Genomic DNA, 16214 nt, shown 5'->3' on the forward strand with positions numbered 1-16214 from the left:
CAGTACCTAAAATGGCACTGTGGTGAGTTGTTGATAAAAAGTTAGGCTTAGTCTAACGGCTTTTTTGTCGCCTGTCATGTATCAGGCTGTTAATGCGTTTGAGAAACCTGATAGAATAACGCAACCTTATAAATTATTAATATAGTTAATAGCAAATAAAATAGATACGCTATAGCCAGTTTAAAATAAAATAGGCACATTTATGTCAGCGTGCTACTGGTATAAATTTTTCTTGCTTGCTGTTCGCAAGCGTGACAGAGGCTGCGAAAAATTCATAACAGTAGCACTGTATCTTTTTTAAATTGGTTTAACTATGTGTGCATGTACTGCAAAAATTTATCCCAGCCACACTGTACCCGTTGTAAAGTAAACCGACTGTATCTTTGTCATAACTTTTATTTTCTTCATGACTTTTGAATTTTTCTATGATGCGTGATGGCACGCACTATAGTCTGATTAATTTGCGTTAGGAGCAATGCCCCATGAGTGAGCACTCGAGCAATACTGAACAAAAAGTGGAACCAAAAAACGACTTTATTCGTAATATAATTCGTGAGGACATTAAGGCACAAAAATACAACCAGATTGTCACTCGCTTTCCACCTGAGCCCAATGGTTATTTGCATCTTGGCCATGTGAAGTCTATCTGCTTAAACTTTGGCGTTGCCGAAGAGTTTGATGGTATTTGTCATTTGCGTTATGACGACACCAATCCAACGGCTGAGAAACAGGACTACATCGATAATATCAAAAAAGATTTGCATTGGTTGGGCTTTGAGTGGGCAGGCGAGGCGTTACATGCGTCTAGCTATTTTGACCAACTACATGCGTGGGCGGTACAATTAATTGAGCAGGGCGAGGCCTATGTAGACTTGCAAACGCCTGAGCAAATCAAAGACCATCGTGGTTCATACAAGGAAGCCGGCAAGCCATCGCCGCAGCGTGATGCCAGTGTTGCCGATAACTTGCAATTGTTTGCTGATATGAAAAATGCTAAATACGCGGAAGGTAAAGCGGTTTTGCGTGCCAAGATTGACATGTCTGATGCCAATATGAACATGCGCGACCCAATTATTTATCGGGTCATGCATCAAGAGCATCATCAGACCGGCGATAAATGGTGCATCTATCCAATGTATGATTTTGCCCATCCGCTATCAGATGCCATTGAAAATATTACCCATTCATTGTGTACCTTGGAGTTTGAAGACCATCGCCCGTTTTATGATTGGATCGTCAATAAAATTGGCTTTGAGCAGCCACCGCATCAGTATGAATTTTCCCGCTTGAACGTGGACCATACCTTGACCAGTAAGCGTAAGCTCAAGCAATTGGTCGATGAAGGTATCGTCGATGGTTGGGATGACCCGCGTATGCCCACGGTGGCTGGCATGCGCCGCCGTGGTTATACCCCTGCAGGCTTGCGCGACTTTTGTAATCGGGTCGGTATCGCTAAATCGGACGGCGTGGTTGATATGCGTCTGCTAGAGTTTAGTATTCGTCAGTCATTAGATGACACCACTGCCCGCGGTATGGCCGTACTAAAACCGTTAAAAGTGACCATTACTAACTTCGTAGAAGCGGTTAGTAGTTGGGAGTCGCAAAAAGCGGACAGCGTTAATGCACGCTGGGACGATCAGTCAAAAACCTTGTGGTTAACGCAGCCTAACCATCCGAACGTCGCCGATATGGGCGAGCGTGAAATCCCCTTTACTGAGACGCTTTATATTGACCAAGGTGACTACGAAATTGAGCCACCAGCGGGTTACAAACGTTTGTCACCCGAAAAGACTGAAATTCGTCTGCGCAATACTTATATATTGGCAGTGAGCGAGCATATTACTGATGAAAACGGCCAGGTTATTGAGTTAAAAGCGACCATAGATCCAACTACCCTAGGTAACAATCCTGAAGGTCGCAAGGTCAAGGGTGTGATTCATTGGGTATCGGCCAGTCAAGGCGTGCCCGCTACTGTACGTTTATATCAGTCGCTGTTTAGTGTCGAAGACCCGGGTAGCGTGAGCGATGTTCATGGCGCGCTAAACCCCAATTCCTTGACTGAGCTTAACGCAGTGGTTGAGCCGTCATTGGTCAATGCCGATGCTGGCACACGCTTTCAGTTTGAGCGTGAAGGCTACTTTATTAGCGATGCTCTCGAGCATAGCAATGAGAAGCCGGTATTTAACCAAATCGTGAGCTTACGTGACAGCTATAAACCAGCTTAATTGACACAGCTTAGAGTTGTGAGTTAAGACTTAACAAATTAAGATCTGACAATAGTGGTTTGCAAGCACGCCCATTTCTAGTAGGCTAGAGGTGGGCTTTTTTATGGAAAACGCTAAGCGCTTCAATAGCTATAGTTAAAATAGCTATCGTTAAAATAGCTTAAAAACGTGACGGTACTGCTGGTATAAGTTTTTTGCAGCCTCTGTCTGCGTAGGCACAGCAAGCAAGAAAAAATTATACCAGCAGTGCGTTATATATCGATATTACTTTTCATTGACTATATCTAGGTCTTACTGAAAGTAGTCAGCCTCATATAGCAGTATTGCAGGTGTTATAATGGCATTACAATCCATCACAAGACATTGGTAACCAGTTTGTTAAGATGGAATGAGCTTCCAAGGACGCGGCTTTAGTTATTAGTTAAGTTATTAGTTAAGTTATTAGTTAAGTTATTAGTTAAGTTATTCATTAATAGCTGAACCCGCGATGATAATAATATAGCGCAATGGCACACTTCGACATTAGCGTCGGCATGAGCGCTCAAAACTACTCATAAATAAGGAATTAAGCATGGCACATTTACGTTTGGGTGATGACGCACCAAATTTTGACGCGAGCACAACAGAAGGCGATATCAATTTTTATGATTGGGCGGGGGATGGCTGGGTCGTTTTTTTCTCACATCCTGCTGACTATACGCCAGTATGTACTACTGAGCTGGGCCGTACCGCCGCATTGGGCGGTGAGTTTCAAAAGCGCAATACCAAGTCAATCGCACTATCAGTTGACGGCTTAGAAGACCATAAAGGCTGGGTTAGTGATATTGAAGAAACTCAGGGCACTGCCGTGAACTTCCCTATTATTGCTGATCCGGATCGCAAAGTGGCAAACCTATATGACATGATCCATCCAAATGCTGATAATACTGCTACGGTTAGAAGCGTATTCATTATCGATCCTAAGAAAAAAGTGCGCTTGACGCTGACGTATCCTGCCAGCTGTGGTCGTAACTTTGATGAAATCGTACGAGTAATTGACGCCATGCAACTGTCTGATAAATACAACGTCGCGACTCCGGTTGATTGGAAAGAAGGCGATGACGTCATCATTCCACCCAGTGTCAAAAACGAAGATATTGCAGCCAATTATCCTAAAGGCCATACAGAGATTAAGCCTTATTTACGGACGACGCCTGCACCAAACAAGTAAGCTCGACAACGTACAGCACAAAAAAGCAGTATCACGACTAATATTTAAAAGCCTCACAATTTAAGATTGTGGGGCTTTTTGCTATTTGCCTGACATATTTACCTAACAAGAGTTGATAAGGTTTTGCTATGATAGCAAGGTCAGATAAAAGCGCTGAATCGCTACTTTATTAACCTTACTTTATTAACCTTATGGGGAGTTTGCCATGAAAAAGCTATATCTAACCCGCACTGCACCCAATCCACGCAAAGCTATTATTTTATTGGCCTCAAAAGGCATCGATATCGACAATATGGATGATATCGATGTGATAGATATCGACTTTGGTGCTGAGGAACAGCTCTCAGAAGCCTTTACAAAAATTAATCCCATGCAAACGGTACCGGTATTAACGTTAGATGACGGCACCGTACTTAACGACTCCCAGGCCATCTGTGAATATCTGGATCGCGTCTATGGTGAGCGTTCGGTTATGGGCAATGATGTGATACAGCGTGCACAAGTCTGTGCCATGCGCCGTATTGCTGAGCTTGAAGTGTTGTATAATCTTATGTTGGCCTTTCAGCATGGCCACCCCTCCAAAGCTCAGCGCGTCGATCAGGTAGCAGATTTCGTAGCGTCGTCTATCGCGCGCGCAGTTAAAGCCTTGGCTTATTTTGAAGCAGCTTTGCAAGATCGTGAGTACTTGGTAAATGATCAGCTAAGCTTTGCTGATATTGTGTTATATCTGGGCTTAGATTTTGGTAAGTTATTAAAAGTAAATCCTGTTAAGCAGGGTGACAATCTGGCACGTTTTTATCGTATGATGCATGAGCGCTTTAGCAACCAAAAAATGGCCAAAGCCGTATCTAAAACGGTTGATTAGAAGCAGTGCAAGTGGTTGTAAAATATTTAAGCTGGGCTCGATATAACAATGTGGATAGTTGCAACTATAAGCAATTATCCATATTTTTTTATAGACATTTAGAAAATTCAAAAGTAGCTATCGTTAAAATACCTTAAAAAAGCGACGGTACTGCTGGTATCAGCTTTTTACCGCCTCTGTCTGCCTAGGCACAGCAAGCAAGAAAAACGTATGCCAGCAGTAGATTATGTATCGATATTACTTTTCATTGACTATATTGCAAATAACGTGTCAGAAATATGGGCAATGAAACTCAACACTTCATTACAAGGTATATAGACATCAAGGCTATAGTGGTCGGGTGATTCCGTGTTTTTGATCGGCGCGATATCATTAACCTAATTTAGAAACGGCACAGTGCTACCTTGCTACAACTGACCCTCTTTTATGTTGAACCGACTATGTGTCAAATAATAGACCAAAAATAATAGACCAAAAATAATAGACCAAAAATAATAGACCAAATAGGCACCCTAGTTCGTTCCCAAACTAGCTAGTTCTCAAACCAGTACCCCAGCCAGTTCCTAAATTAGTACCCAAATCAATACCCAATTAATACCCAATTAATAACCACCACTTTAAAAGTGAATGGGTTATTAAAGGTGAGTATTTTAGAAATAGCGACTATCACCAATAGATGCTCTAAAAAAGTACTCTAATAGATAAGTAATACGATAGGTGTAATTATGACCCCGACTTTGAAATTAGCCTTATTACCAAGTTTGCTAGCGGCCAGCTTGGTTTTGAGCGCTTGTAACGATGCCTCAACGACTACTGGAGCAGAGGCAGAAGGAAACAGTGCCAATGACCCTGCCAGTGAGGTGGTACTCTCTGCTATGGCTGCTGAAGCCACACCGGCCACTGATAACATCACTGCCGAGCAAAAAATGATTGATAATTTGGCCCATTATCGTTGGACATTGGCCACTGCTACCGATAGTGATGCTCAGCCGTTAACCTCACTACTGGCTATTAAAGACCAAGTCATCCTGACTTTTGGTGAGTATCAAGGTCAAGATACGGTGAGCTACAGCGTCGGCTGTAATACGATGGGCGCCGCCTACCAGCTCCAAGGCCAGACGATAACGACTGAAGACAGTATGAGTACAAAAATGCTATGCGATGACTTAAATGTGGCTGAAAACCGCTTAAATACATTGATGCAGGGTGAAAGTCAGTTAAGTCTAGCTGAGGGCGAACCACTCATGCTCACCCAGGTTACTAGCGATTCTGCGACCCTAGTTTGGCAAGGAAAAATGACTTCTCAAGCAAAATATCACAGTAAAGGTGAGACCTTATTTTGGGCTGTGAATTCTGAGACCAAACCTTGTACAGATAATAGTGCAGCGATGTGTCTGCAAGTTAGGTCTGTTACTTACAATGAGCAAGGCGTGAAGATCAGTGAAGGCCAGTGGGCTAATTTTGTAGGGGATATTGATGGTTATCAGCCTGACGGAAAGCATGATGATGTATTGCGTTTACAGCGTTATAAGCTGAATACAAACGATAGGTCAGATAAGGATGCGTTGGGCGAAGAATATGCCTACGTGTTAGACACGGTTATAGAAAGTGCCGTCGCCAAATAAGCTAGGGTCAATAGTGCCAGTCACATAAATAATGCGACATAAATTAGTAGCCGCTCAACTAAAAACCACGCGTCGCTCTTTATAAAGAACGCCAGATTGTTAACGTAAGTTGCCTAAATCTTCTTCCGTTAAGCGCCAGCGGCCCTTTTTCTTAGAGGCGCCGCGACCGCGCGCACCGCTGTTGAGCAGGAGCTTATTCATAGAGTGGCTGGAGTGTGCATGACAGATGGCGCAAGCAAGTCCGTCGGCGGCATCCTGTTGTGGCACTACATCTAGCGACAGTATGCGACAAACCATCTCTTGCACTTGCTCTTTAGCGGCGGCGCCATAACCACAAACCGCTTGTTTAATCTGCCGCGCGGTATATTCTGATACTTCTAAATCCAAGGCCACCATAGCAGCAATGGCCGCGCCACGCGCTTGCCCGAGTTTGAGCGCAGAGTCGGGGTTTTCTGCCATAAATACTTGTTCGATAGCCGCATAAATAGGCTCTTCGGCGTACTTTAGGTGATGCTGAGTAATGCGAGTCAAACCATTAAAGATGCGCTTCAGACGCTCAGGCATCTCTTTGGTGTCAGTGCGAATAGTACCGGCATCAATATACGTCAGCTTATCGCCAGTTTGCTGGACGATACCATAGCCGGTCATACGTGAACCCGGATCAATTCCAATAATAATTGCCATAACACTCCATTTTAGTATTGCGGGTTACTTCTATATAATTTTTTAGCTTAAAAAACCGCCGTAAGTTTGATAGTATAGGGCGTAAGTTTGATAGCATAAGCTGCAAGTTTGATAGTATAGCAAGCCATCCCCATATACATGACAAGATCAATATTTTAATTTGCATAGTGCTTAATTTTTTCAGTTTTAATTTTATAGGACGACATTTTATGGGTCAGATAGTTGGTATTGCCATTGTTTGGTTTATTATCGAGATGCTGCTGTGGTACTTAATTGCCCAGTTCGTTAGTGGCTGGCTGGTGTTTGTTTGGTTTATCATTGCCGCTGTCATTGGTGTCTCTTTTATTCGCAAAGGTTTGGCTACTCTCAATCCCATGGCGCAGCAAATGAAAGCGGGTGGCATGATGAACTCGTCGTCGCGCCCACCAGAGACCACCATGATTAAGAGTGTCGCTATGGCTGCCGCGGGTATTTTATTGCTTATTCCAGGCGTCGTCAGTGATCTGCTAGCATTATTAGTGATATTACCACCTGTGCAAAAGAAGCTAAAAGATGTGGCCAATAAATATGTCATGAACAATCAGCAAAAAATGATGGAAATGATGGCCAAGCAGATGGGTGGCCAAATGGGCGGCCAAATGGGTGGCCAAAATCCATTTGGCGGCGCTGGTGGTATGGGTGGTCAGAATCCATTCGGCGGTTCAGGCGGCATGGGTGGTCAAAACCCGTTTGATAAGCAGCAACAAAATTCTTTTGGTAATGTTTTCAAACAGCATACCACCGTTGATGGCACAGCCAAAAATATCCCGAAAGATGTCAAGAAGATTACTAAATCCGCTAATGACGAGTAGTTGATTGGTCGTTAGACAGTAGCGATTATATTATGAAGTTTTTTGTAAAAGCGGATCAGTAAAGACAATTCAGTGACTCTCGGAATTTACGAATAGTCGAGTAATGAAGATCATTGATCTGCCCCTCTTAAACTAGGATTTAAGCCAAAACAAAATCCGCCATAAAAAAAGCCCTCTTTGTTATGACAAAGAGGGCTTTTTAGTATTTATTGATTTGCAGTGCTAACTGGTTAGTCGTATTACTCTCATAGCATTTTTGCTAAGTGGCTTTTGGCAGACAACCAGTGGATAACTGGATATCTAATCAGATAAAAGCAACCAAATAATAAGTAATAGTAACTGAATATAACAACCGGAGTGCCGCTGTAAAATGGCGACCCATGAACCGTGAAGTTCAGGGCGGATACGTCATTGCCTCGGCAGGTTTCCTGAGACACCGCGGACGGTGCAGGTATACACAATGAAGCAATAGGTAGCGCATCCAGGTATAGCATTATCGGCTCAGGGAAATAACATTCACTAGCCAACACTCCAGAATAGCTCTATCTTAACCAATGAAATAGCCGATTGCAAGTCTGTTTTATAGATTGGTCGGTTGCGTTAATAATCGTTTTAGCTGTCCTAATAATTGGCTGTTTTAAATTTTATTTCAGAAGAAACGGGGTCAATAACTTCTGAAATAATACCTAAAAATGTCGGGTTTTAGGCAATTTTGAGATTTGTGGTAGTATAGAGGGCTTTAAACATCCTAATACAACATTATAAGCGTTCATCCACTTGAGGAGCGGTAATCTATGACCAGTATGCAGCAACAATCAGAGTCTATTGAAGACAGTCAGGGCAATAATAAGAAAATACCGCATGTCTTAATGATCTTAGATGGCTTTGGGCATCGTGAAGATGAGAAAGACAATGCCGTCGCTGCCGCTAATATGCCAAATTTAGATAAAATTTACCAACAATATCCTCATGGACTAATATCAGCGTCAGGGCAAGATGTTGGTTTGCCAGAAGGGCAGTTTGGTAACTCGGAAGTTGGACATATGAACCTAGGGGCAGGCCGAGTCCTTTACCAAGATTCAACTCGGATCTCAAGTGAGGTCGCTGATCGTGAGTTTTATAAAAACGAAGCGTTAGTTGGCGCCGTGACCGCCGCTAATGAGCGGGGCGGCAATGTGCATATCATGGGTCTATTGTCTGATGGCGGCGTCCATTCGCACCAAGATCATATTGAAGCCATGTGTCATTCCGCGTTAGTGCATGGCGCGAAAAAAGTCTTTGTTCATTGCTTTTTAGATGGCCGCGATACCCCGCCCAAGTCTGCTGACAGATATATCAATCGTTTACGTGAGTATCTTAATAAACTCAATGCCCACTATGACGGTCGGGTACAAATTGCCAGTATCATCGGCCGTTACTATGCGATGGATCGGGATAACCGCTGGGACCGAGTGCAAAAAGCTTATGAGTTAATTACCGAAGGTAAAGCCGATCGCTTGGCAACCCGTGCAGACGGAGCGGTACAAGCCGCTTATAAAGCGCGCGAGACCGATGAGTTTATCAGCCCTACTGTCGTTATTGGACGTGATGAAACGCCGTTTACCGTTGATGATAATGATGCGTTAATCTTTATGAATTTCCGCGCTGACCGCGCCCGCGAGTTGGCACAAGCATTTGTATTGCCAGACCATGAGTTTTCAGGCTTTGCCCGTCACAAACGTCCGAAGCTTGCCGCTTTTGTCATGCTGACCCGATATTCAGACGTGTTAGCGGACAATGCCAAGACTAGCATTGCTTATTATCCAGCACCATTAACCAATACGCTGGGCGAATTTTTGCAGGACAAAGGCAAAACCCAGCTGCGTATCGCTGAGACTGAAAAGTACGCTCACGTGACCTTCTTTTTTAGTGGTGGTCGTGAAGCAGAATATGAGGGAGAGGCGCGTATCTTAATACCGTCCCCTGATGTGGCGACTTATGACTTGCAGCCCGAAATGAGTGCTCATGAGGTTACTGATAAGCTAGTAGCAGCGATTGAATCAGGCAAATATGACGTATTGATCGTGAATTATGCCAATGGCGACATGGTTGGGCATACGGGTATTTTTGATGCCGCTGTACAAGCTGTAGAAGTGTTAGATACCTGCGTAGGTCGTATTGAGTCCGCTGTACGCGCGGCGGATGGCAATATGATAATTACCGCTGATCATGGCAACTGTGAGCAAATGCAAGATTACGATAGCGGGCAAGTACATACCCAGCACACCACCGAGCATGTGCCCTTGATTTATATCGGAGAGCAAAAGGTGAAGGTACGTAGTGGCGGTAAGCTTAGCGATGTGGCCCCTACCATTTTGGCACTTATGAGTATCGAGCCACCTACTGAGATGACTGGAGAAAATTTACTGATTCCAGCATTATAACCATAAGATTGACAAAGGAATGACAAAGGAATGACAAAGGATTGACAGTTTTTCTAACTGCGACACGCCTATAACAGAAGGGAAGGGTAATTATTATCCCTCCCTTTTTTATAGGCCCATATTTTCGTGGGCAAGACGCGCACTTGCAATACAGTCCTAGTTTTTAGCGCGCTGTTAATGCTATCTTACAAGGTATTATTTGAGCGTAATATTATAGTATTATAATAGCCACCCTGTGTACTTCCTTATTTTAGATGAGTCCTTCTATGCGTCTATCCGCTTTTAAACGACCAACAAACCCAGTGATGTCAACCTCTATCAAGCCTGTCAACGTTAAGTCTGCGCTTATGATTGGTCTCGTCGGTTTAGGTAGCGCCAGTCTATCCGCACAAGCGGCTACTCAGGCGGCCGTTACCGTACCTGTCGATACCAGTGTCAGTAGTCCTACAGCAGGCATACAGCTTATTAGTTTAAAAGATGATGCAGTGGCAGTAGAGAATGGTACTGATGACTTATCTGAGGTAGACGATATGTTGGATGCTGCTGATCAAGCCGATCAAGCCGATCAAGCCGATCAAGCCGATCAAGCCGATCAAGCTGATGACTGGATAGACAATGTACCTGATGCCAGCGCTCTAGATATCGACTCAGACTATAACGATTCAAACGAGATAACTACGGATATTCCTGCTGAAGTTGCCGAGGTTTCTTTAAATGCTATTGCACCTGAGACTTTAAAGACCTTTGTTGCTGTTGTGGATCTAGTACGGCGTGAATATGTTGAGGCGGTCAACGATGAGGAGCTGTTTATAAATGCCATGAGTGGCATGTTGACCAAGCTTGACAGTCATGCTGAGTTTTTAGATGCCGAGGCCTATGAAAACCTACGGGCTTTTACTCAAGGGGATGTGGGTGATATCGGATTGACAGCCACGTATCAACCGAAGAGTGGTTACTGGGTCATTACCGAGGTGATTACTGACTCGCCTGCTGATAAAAAAGGCATTGCTATTGGTGATTATTTGCATCAAATCGATGACTTTAAGCTAGATGAAAATAAGCAATCTAATGATATCAAGCAGCTGCTGACCGGTATTGCAGGCACGCAAGTGGATGTGGTGGTCTCAAAAGCAGGTCGCCGCAAACGTACCACTACTTTACAACGCAACAATGCTCATCCTCAGGCTATCGAAACCCAGCTGATTGATGGTGTTGCCATTATTAGGCTACCGGCCTTTCAAAATAACAGTCGCGAGCAAATCTTACAAAGCTTGATTGGCTTAGATGCGCCCGTTACTGGTATCTTGCTAGATATGCGTGACAATCCTGGTGGTGTACTGACTTCAGCCGTAAAAGTAGCCAGCTTATTTATGACCGATACCGATGTAGTGCAAGTAAAAGGTCGCCAAAGCGCCCCGCGTACCTTGTCGACCCAAGGCACTGCAGTACTTAAACCATTGCCAGTTGTCGTCCTACAAAATCGCTATTCGGCATCAGCCGCTGAAGTGCTGGCAAGTAGCTTACAGGCACAAAAGCGGGCGACTATCGTAGGCGAGATCAGTTATGGTAAAGGCTCGGTACAGTCGGTAATACCGCTCAATGATGAGCAGGCTGTTAAGCTTACCGTCGCCAACTATCTGACTGCCGCTGGCAAAAAAATAGATAAAATTGGCGTGCAGCCCGATGTGCGCTTATCGGGTAATGAGAGTACCTGGGAGCAGCAAGCACTTAATCTACTTCGCCAACAAGTGCAGTCTTCGGGACTTCGTTTTGTGCGACAAGACCCGTTAAAATAAAACCATCCCTATATTCACAATCGGTACACTCAAAACTACTTACCATGTTGATCTTCAGCGATATCAAGCTTTTTCATCCGATAGCGTAAGGAGCGAAAAGTGGTGCCTAGCAGCTCTGCTGCTTGGGTCTTATTCCAGTCAGTCTGTTTAAGCGCCGTAATAATCAGATGTTTTTCTTGGTCTTGTAAGTACGCTGCCAAGCCTTTTAAGGGTAACTCACCGTCAAACGATAATTCGCTGTCAGAGCTGCCTACTACCTGTGGATTATCTTCCGTTCGAACAATAGCGCTAGCCGCTGGTCTTTGCTCAAATGAGTCAGTTAAATGCTCAGAGGGTTTTGCTGGACCAGCCGCCGAGCTCTGAACTTTAGAGATCGCAGCAGTATGATTATCGGTAATCGTCTTTTCACCATGCCTTGTAGTCTCATAATCGATGCTAAGCTCAGGTAGCCCTAGGTGACTGATATCAATCGTTGACGTTTCAGCTAGCGTCACCGCGCGTTCAAGGACATTACGCAGCTCGCGGACATTACCAGCAAACCCATGATTCTGTAGTCGCAGGCAAGCGTCTGCCGTTAACGACGGCGGCGTACCAAGTTGCCATTCTTCAGTAATGAGCGCCAAAAAATGTTGGGCTAAGACTGGAATATCCTCACGACGGGCATTAAGAGTGGGCAGCTTAAGCTCAATAACGTTGATACGGTAGTACAAATCTTGTCGGAATGTGCCCTCTTGTACCAGTTGATTTAAGTCTTTATGAGTCGCTGACAGGATACGAGTATCTACTGGCACCTCTTTTGTGTCGCCAATAGCTCGTACGGTTTTTTCTTGAATAGCGCGCAGCAGTTTAACCTGCATTGCCAGTGGCAAGTCTGCAACTTCATCCAAGAATAAAGTACCGCCATTGGCCTGCTGAAACAAACCTTGTTTGTCCGCAAAGGCACCGGTAAAGCTGCCTTTTTTATGACCAAAAAACTCTGACTCCATCAATTCCGTAGGTATTGCACCACAGTTCACCGGTACAAAATTGCCGTCTCGGCGCGGACTCAAATCATGAATCAATCTCGCTACCACCTCTTTACCGGTCCCTGAAGCACCAGATAAAAATACCGGCGCTTGTGAGCGTGCTAGCTTCAAAATAGTGTGTTTAAGGGTTTGCATGACTGCCGAATCACCGATCAGACGGCTGTCTAGCATCTGCTGTTCAGGTGAGCCTTCAGTGGGTACCTCTGTACTATAATCTTGATGGATAACCTTAAGAGCATTTTCGACCAACTGGCGTAAACGGGGGAGTTCGAGTGGTTTATTGACGAAGTCAAACGCCCCAAGTTTTAGCGCCTCAATAGCCAAATCCATGTTGCCATAGGCAGTAATGACGGCTACTGGGGTGCTAGAGCTGTCACTAATCTGCTTGACCAACTCCAGCCCTGAACCATCAGGCAGCTTTAAATCGGTCAAACAAAAGTCATAATGATTGTCTTGCCAGTATGATTTTGCTTGCGATAAAGTGTAAGCCACGTCGCTTTTAATACCCATCTTGGTTAGGGTAATTTGCATCAGCCGGCATAAATCCACTTCATCATCGACGACTAGCGCAGTTTTTGTCATACATAACCTCAGTGTGTTCATTGCTACAAGTGACGTTCTTTTATCAAGTGATGCTCTTTCGTATTGAATGAATCATATATCTATATGAGTGCTCTATTCAAATAAGTGCTCTATAGTTAAAATACCTTAAAAACGCGACGGTACTGCTGGTTAAAAAATTAGTGAGCATTAGTCATTCATGGCTGCAGTATCAGCAGCAGGCGCAACTAAGCGAAAGCAGGTTTTTTCATGCTCAGGAACATAAAGTAGGCGGGCTTGATTGGCCTCACAAAATGATTGAGATAAATACAGTCCTAAACCTGTCCCCGACTTACCGGTAGTAAAGAACGGATTGAATAAATGCAGCAAATTAGTAGTGCTAACACCAGTACCATTATCTAACACGTCAACTATAACATCGTTCTCAGCACAATAAATCTCGATTTCTACATAAGCATGAGGGTGAGCGTAGCTACTATGGCGTAAGCCATTGTTAATTAAGTTGATTAAAATCTGCTCTAACTGGTGGGTATCAAACAGTATGATTGGTTGTGTGTGCATGCGTAAGAAAACGTCGTGGTCTCGAAAATAATTATCCAAGAATAGTGGTATCCACTCAGCCAGCACTAGGGTTTGTTGCTTAGGTATCTGCTGCCGAGATAGCTTTAACACATTCTCAATAATATGATTGACCCGCTTAGTTTGGGCAAAGATCATTTTATAAAGCTCATGGTTGCCAGTTAGCTCACTAGTATGATTGCTATCAGCATGAGCATCACGGGCTGCTGCATTGATGTTGCCACTTGTAGTATCAGAAGCAATATTATTATCTGTAACCCTTTCTACGACCTCTTCCATTAATAGCTGACTGGCTTGGGAAATGGCTGCTAGAGGATTCCTTATTTCATGAGCAATACTGGCGGTTAACTGTCCAAGTGACGCTAATTTTAATTGCTGAGCGCTGGCCTGTTCACGGCGCAAATCTTCTAATATCACCAGCTGGCTGCAATCTTTCAAAGGGATGATCTGTACGCGCAGTTTACCGACTACTGAAGCGCTGGCCGCCGCGGGTAACTCATAAGTAAAGGTACGTGATTGACCAATTGCGACTGATAAGCAGCCGTCAAGCAGTTGAGGATGCTGCTCAGCGAGCTGTTGTTGAAAGGCAGATAATAGACTGCTGTCAGTATCTGTTTGCTGATCGTCATTCTGATTTTGTGCCGACTTGTCCTGAACAGTAGGGTAGATATCAGAATCGGCTACTGTTTTGGTAAGTATCTCGCTAGCAGCGTCAGGCAGCGACAGCAGTAAGTGTTTAGGGATGCTCAGTAGTTGGTAGGTGGCAAGGTTTGCTAAGATGATCCATTGTCTATCGATTACTATGACCCCATTGACCATTTGACTGATGACTTCTTGGTTGAGGTCATGAAGTCGCGCGACCTCTTTAGCGTGGTGTGCAGCCACCCTTTCAGCGTGTACCAAGCGCTGCGAGATAGACCAGCTTAAAAATCCCACTGCCAAAAAGCTTGCTGACATCAGCAATGCATCACCTAAGTTGGACAAACTCATGCTATTGGCGATAGCATAAAAAAACTGCTGATAAATGACAAAGATAATGGCGAGCAGGGTGATAACTAGCGCTTGTGAGCTGTGTAGCATCATAAAGCTCGCCGCTACTACCACCATGTACAGCATAGTGAGCTGTAGATCAGGCGCGCCCTTGGTATAAAGCAGTAGACTTAATATAATGACATCTAGCGCCAGTCCAAAAGCGAGCTGCCGCCGTAACTGTTTGGTAGCCACATAAAACAACCCCAGCATAATTAAGCTGAGTAATACATAAAAACTAAGCACGGTTTGCTGTAATAAGCTCGGCAGTAGCAAACTGCCATCAGTTTTGGTAGTGATATACACCATCAACATAAAAAAGATACTGATGATCAACCGATAACTGCTATAAATTAACCCAATCCGGCGTAACTGCGATGCGGGCAAGGTATTAACTTGTTGTAAATAGGTGGTAAGGGCCGTGATGGTTTTTACAGCGACTTTCATAAATTGACTCAAACAATAAGGATACCTACCAAGTGTTCAACACGTCCTAAGTATTAGGAATTTAGTTTACGGTTGGATTAAGCCATGACGTATCGCTAAATGAGTCAATTTCACATCACTATCGACATTGACCTTTTCATAAATACGGTAGCGATAAGTGTTAATGGTTTTGACGCTGACAAATAATTGATCCGCAATTTCCTGTGGGCTTTGACAATTAACCACCATCAACGCGACCTGTTTTTCGCGATCACTTAATAAATCAAAAGGGGATGCGGCATTATCTGATAACAGCACTTCGGCCAGCTGCTCGGCCACGTCCTGACTAAAATAACGCCCGCCTTGATAGACTTTTTTGACGGCCATTAACATCTCATCCAGTGGGGTACCCTTGGTGATGTAACCATTAACGCCCGCTTTGAGGAGCATCGATGGATAAGGCTGTGCGGACATACTACTTACTGCCAAAATCTTAATGCCCATATCCAGTTGTACCAAGCGTTTGGTTGCTTCAATGCCACCGATATTAGGCATGTTGACATCCAGTAACACCACATCAGGGCGCAGCTGTTTGGCCAACTTGATAGCCATGTCGCCACTGTCTGCTTCGCCCACTACCTCAATATCAGCACTATCAGCCAACATACGACTGATGCCCATTCGCACCAGATCATGATCATCTACTACTAATACTCGAATCATAGGTATACTCTTTGCTATCTGACAAAATGGAAGCTATGTCATTAAAGTGAATCATTAAAGTGAATCATTAAAGTGAATCATTAAAGTGAATCATTAAAGTGAATCTACTTCAACTAATGTTTGTAATTCATACAAACCATGTAAATATTGGTACTTCACCCAAGCAATAGCCATGCTGCTACTGACTTTACA

Annotated in this window: 11 protein-coding genes and 1 other RNA gene; 7 read left to right on the plus strand and 5 right to left on the minus strand. The window is 44.0% G+C overall.

Annotated elements, in window-relative coordinates:
* Positions 1 to 482: 482 nt before the first annotated feature.
* From RCH20_RS07155 to RCH20_RS07170, 4 genes are all read left to right on the plus strand, one after another.
* Positions 483 to 2225, plus strand: a complete 1743-nt coding sequence (locus RCH20_RS07155) for a glutamine--tRNA ligase/YqeY domain fusion protein (protein WP_327193091.1) — start codon at positions 483 to 485, stop codon at positions 2223 to 2225.
* Between the two features lie 571 nt (positions 2226 to 2796).
* A complete protein-coding gene (locus tag RCH20_RS07160; RefSeq protein WP_209958264.1) occupies positions 2797 to 3435 on the plus strand; it encodes a peroxiredoxin in 639 nt (212 codons plus the stop codon).
* 205 nt (positions 3436 to 3640) lie between these two features.
* Complete coding sequence (locus RCH20_RS07165; RefSeq protein WP_327193092.1) at positions 3641 to 4300, plus strand: glutathione S-transferase family protein; 660 nt, start codon at positions 3641 to 3643, stop codon at positions 4298 to 4300.
* Between the two features lie 725 nt (positions 4301 to 5025).
* Positions 5026 to 5925, plus strand: a complete 900-nt coding sequence (locus tag RCH20_RS07170) for an META domain-containing protein (RefSeq protein WP_327193093.1) — start codon at positions 5026 to 5028, stop codon at positions 5923 to 5925.
* A gap of 99 nt (positions 5926 to 6024) precedes the next feature.
* On the opposite strand, the gene ruvC is transcribed toward RCH20_RS07170, so the two are convergent.
* Positions 6025 to 6609, minus strand: coding sequence for a crossover junction endodeoxyribonuclease RuvC (gene ruvC / locus RCH20_RS07175; protein ID WP_209958257.1), 585 nt, complete (start codon positions 6607 to 6609; stop codon positions 6025 to 6027).
* A gap of 209 nt (positions 6610 to 6818) precedes the next feature.
* Between ruvC and RCH20_RS07180 the strand changes: the two genes are divergently transcribed.
* Positions 6819 to 7460: an FxsA family protein gene (locus RCH20_RS07180; protein ID WP_209958254.1), complete on the plus strand. Its 642-nt coding sequence runs from the start codon at positions 6819 to 6821 to the stop codon at positions 7458 to 7460.
* Positions 7461 to 7805: 345 nt separating this feature from the next.
* Here RCH20_RS07180 and ssrS read toward each other — a convergent pair.
* A non-coding RNA gene (gene ssrS, locus RCH20_RS07185) (6S RNA) lies at positions 7806 to 8001 on the minus strand.
* A 253-nt stretch (positions 8002 to 8254) separates the two neighbouring features.
* Here ssrS and gpmI point away from each other — a divergent pair.
* Together gpmI and RCH20_RS07195 are read left to right on the plus strand one after the other, a co-directional pair.
* The gene (gene gpmI / locus RCH20_RS07190; RefSeq protein ID WP_209958252.1) at positions 8255 to 9883 is read left to right on the plus strand and encodes a 2,3-bisphosphoglycerate-independent phosphoglycerate mutase; all 1629 of its coding nucleotides are present in this window, start codon (positions 8255 to 8257) and stop codon (positions 9881 to 9883) included.
* 266 nt (positions 9884 to 10149) lie between these two features.
* Positions 10150 to 11679: a S41 family peptidase gene (locus RCH20_RS07195; RefSeq protein WP_327193094.1), complete on the plus strand. Its 1530-nt coding sequence runs from the start codon at positions 10150 to 10152 to the stop codon at positions 11677 to 11679.
* 35 nt (positions 11680 to 11714) lie between these two features.
* Here RCH20_RS07195 and RCH20_RS07200 read toward each other — a convergent pair whose 3' ends face one another.
* From RCH20_RS07200 to RCH20_RS07210, 3 genes are all read right to left on the minus strand, one after another.
* Positions 11715 to 13286, minus strand: a complete 1572-nt coding sequence (locus RCH20_RS07200) for a sigma-54-dependent transcriptional regulator (protein ID WP_327193095.1) — start codon at positions 13284 to 13286, stop codon at positions 11715 to 11717.
* A 168-nt stretch (positions 13287 to 13454) separates the two neighbouring features.
* Complete coding sequence (locus tag RCH20_RS07205) at positions 13455 to 15320, minus strand: sensor histidine kinase (RefSeq protein WP_327193096.1); 1866 nt, start codon at positions 15318 to 15320, stop codon at positions 13455 to 13457.
* A 66-nt stretch (positions 15321 to 15386) separates the two neighbouring features.
* Positions 15387 to 16022, minus strand: a complete 636-nt coding sequence (locus RCH20_RS07210; protein ID WP_327193097.1) for a response regulator — start codon at positions 16020 to 16022, stop codon at positions 15387 to 15389.
* Positions 16023 to 16214 lie beyond the last annotated feature (192 nt).

The organism is Psychrobacter sp. PL15 (genome assembly GCF_035984995.1).
Classification (GTDB): Bacteria; Pseudomonadota; Gammaproteobacteria; order Pseudomonadales; family Moraxellaceae; genus Psychrobacter.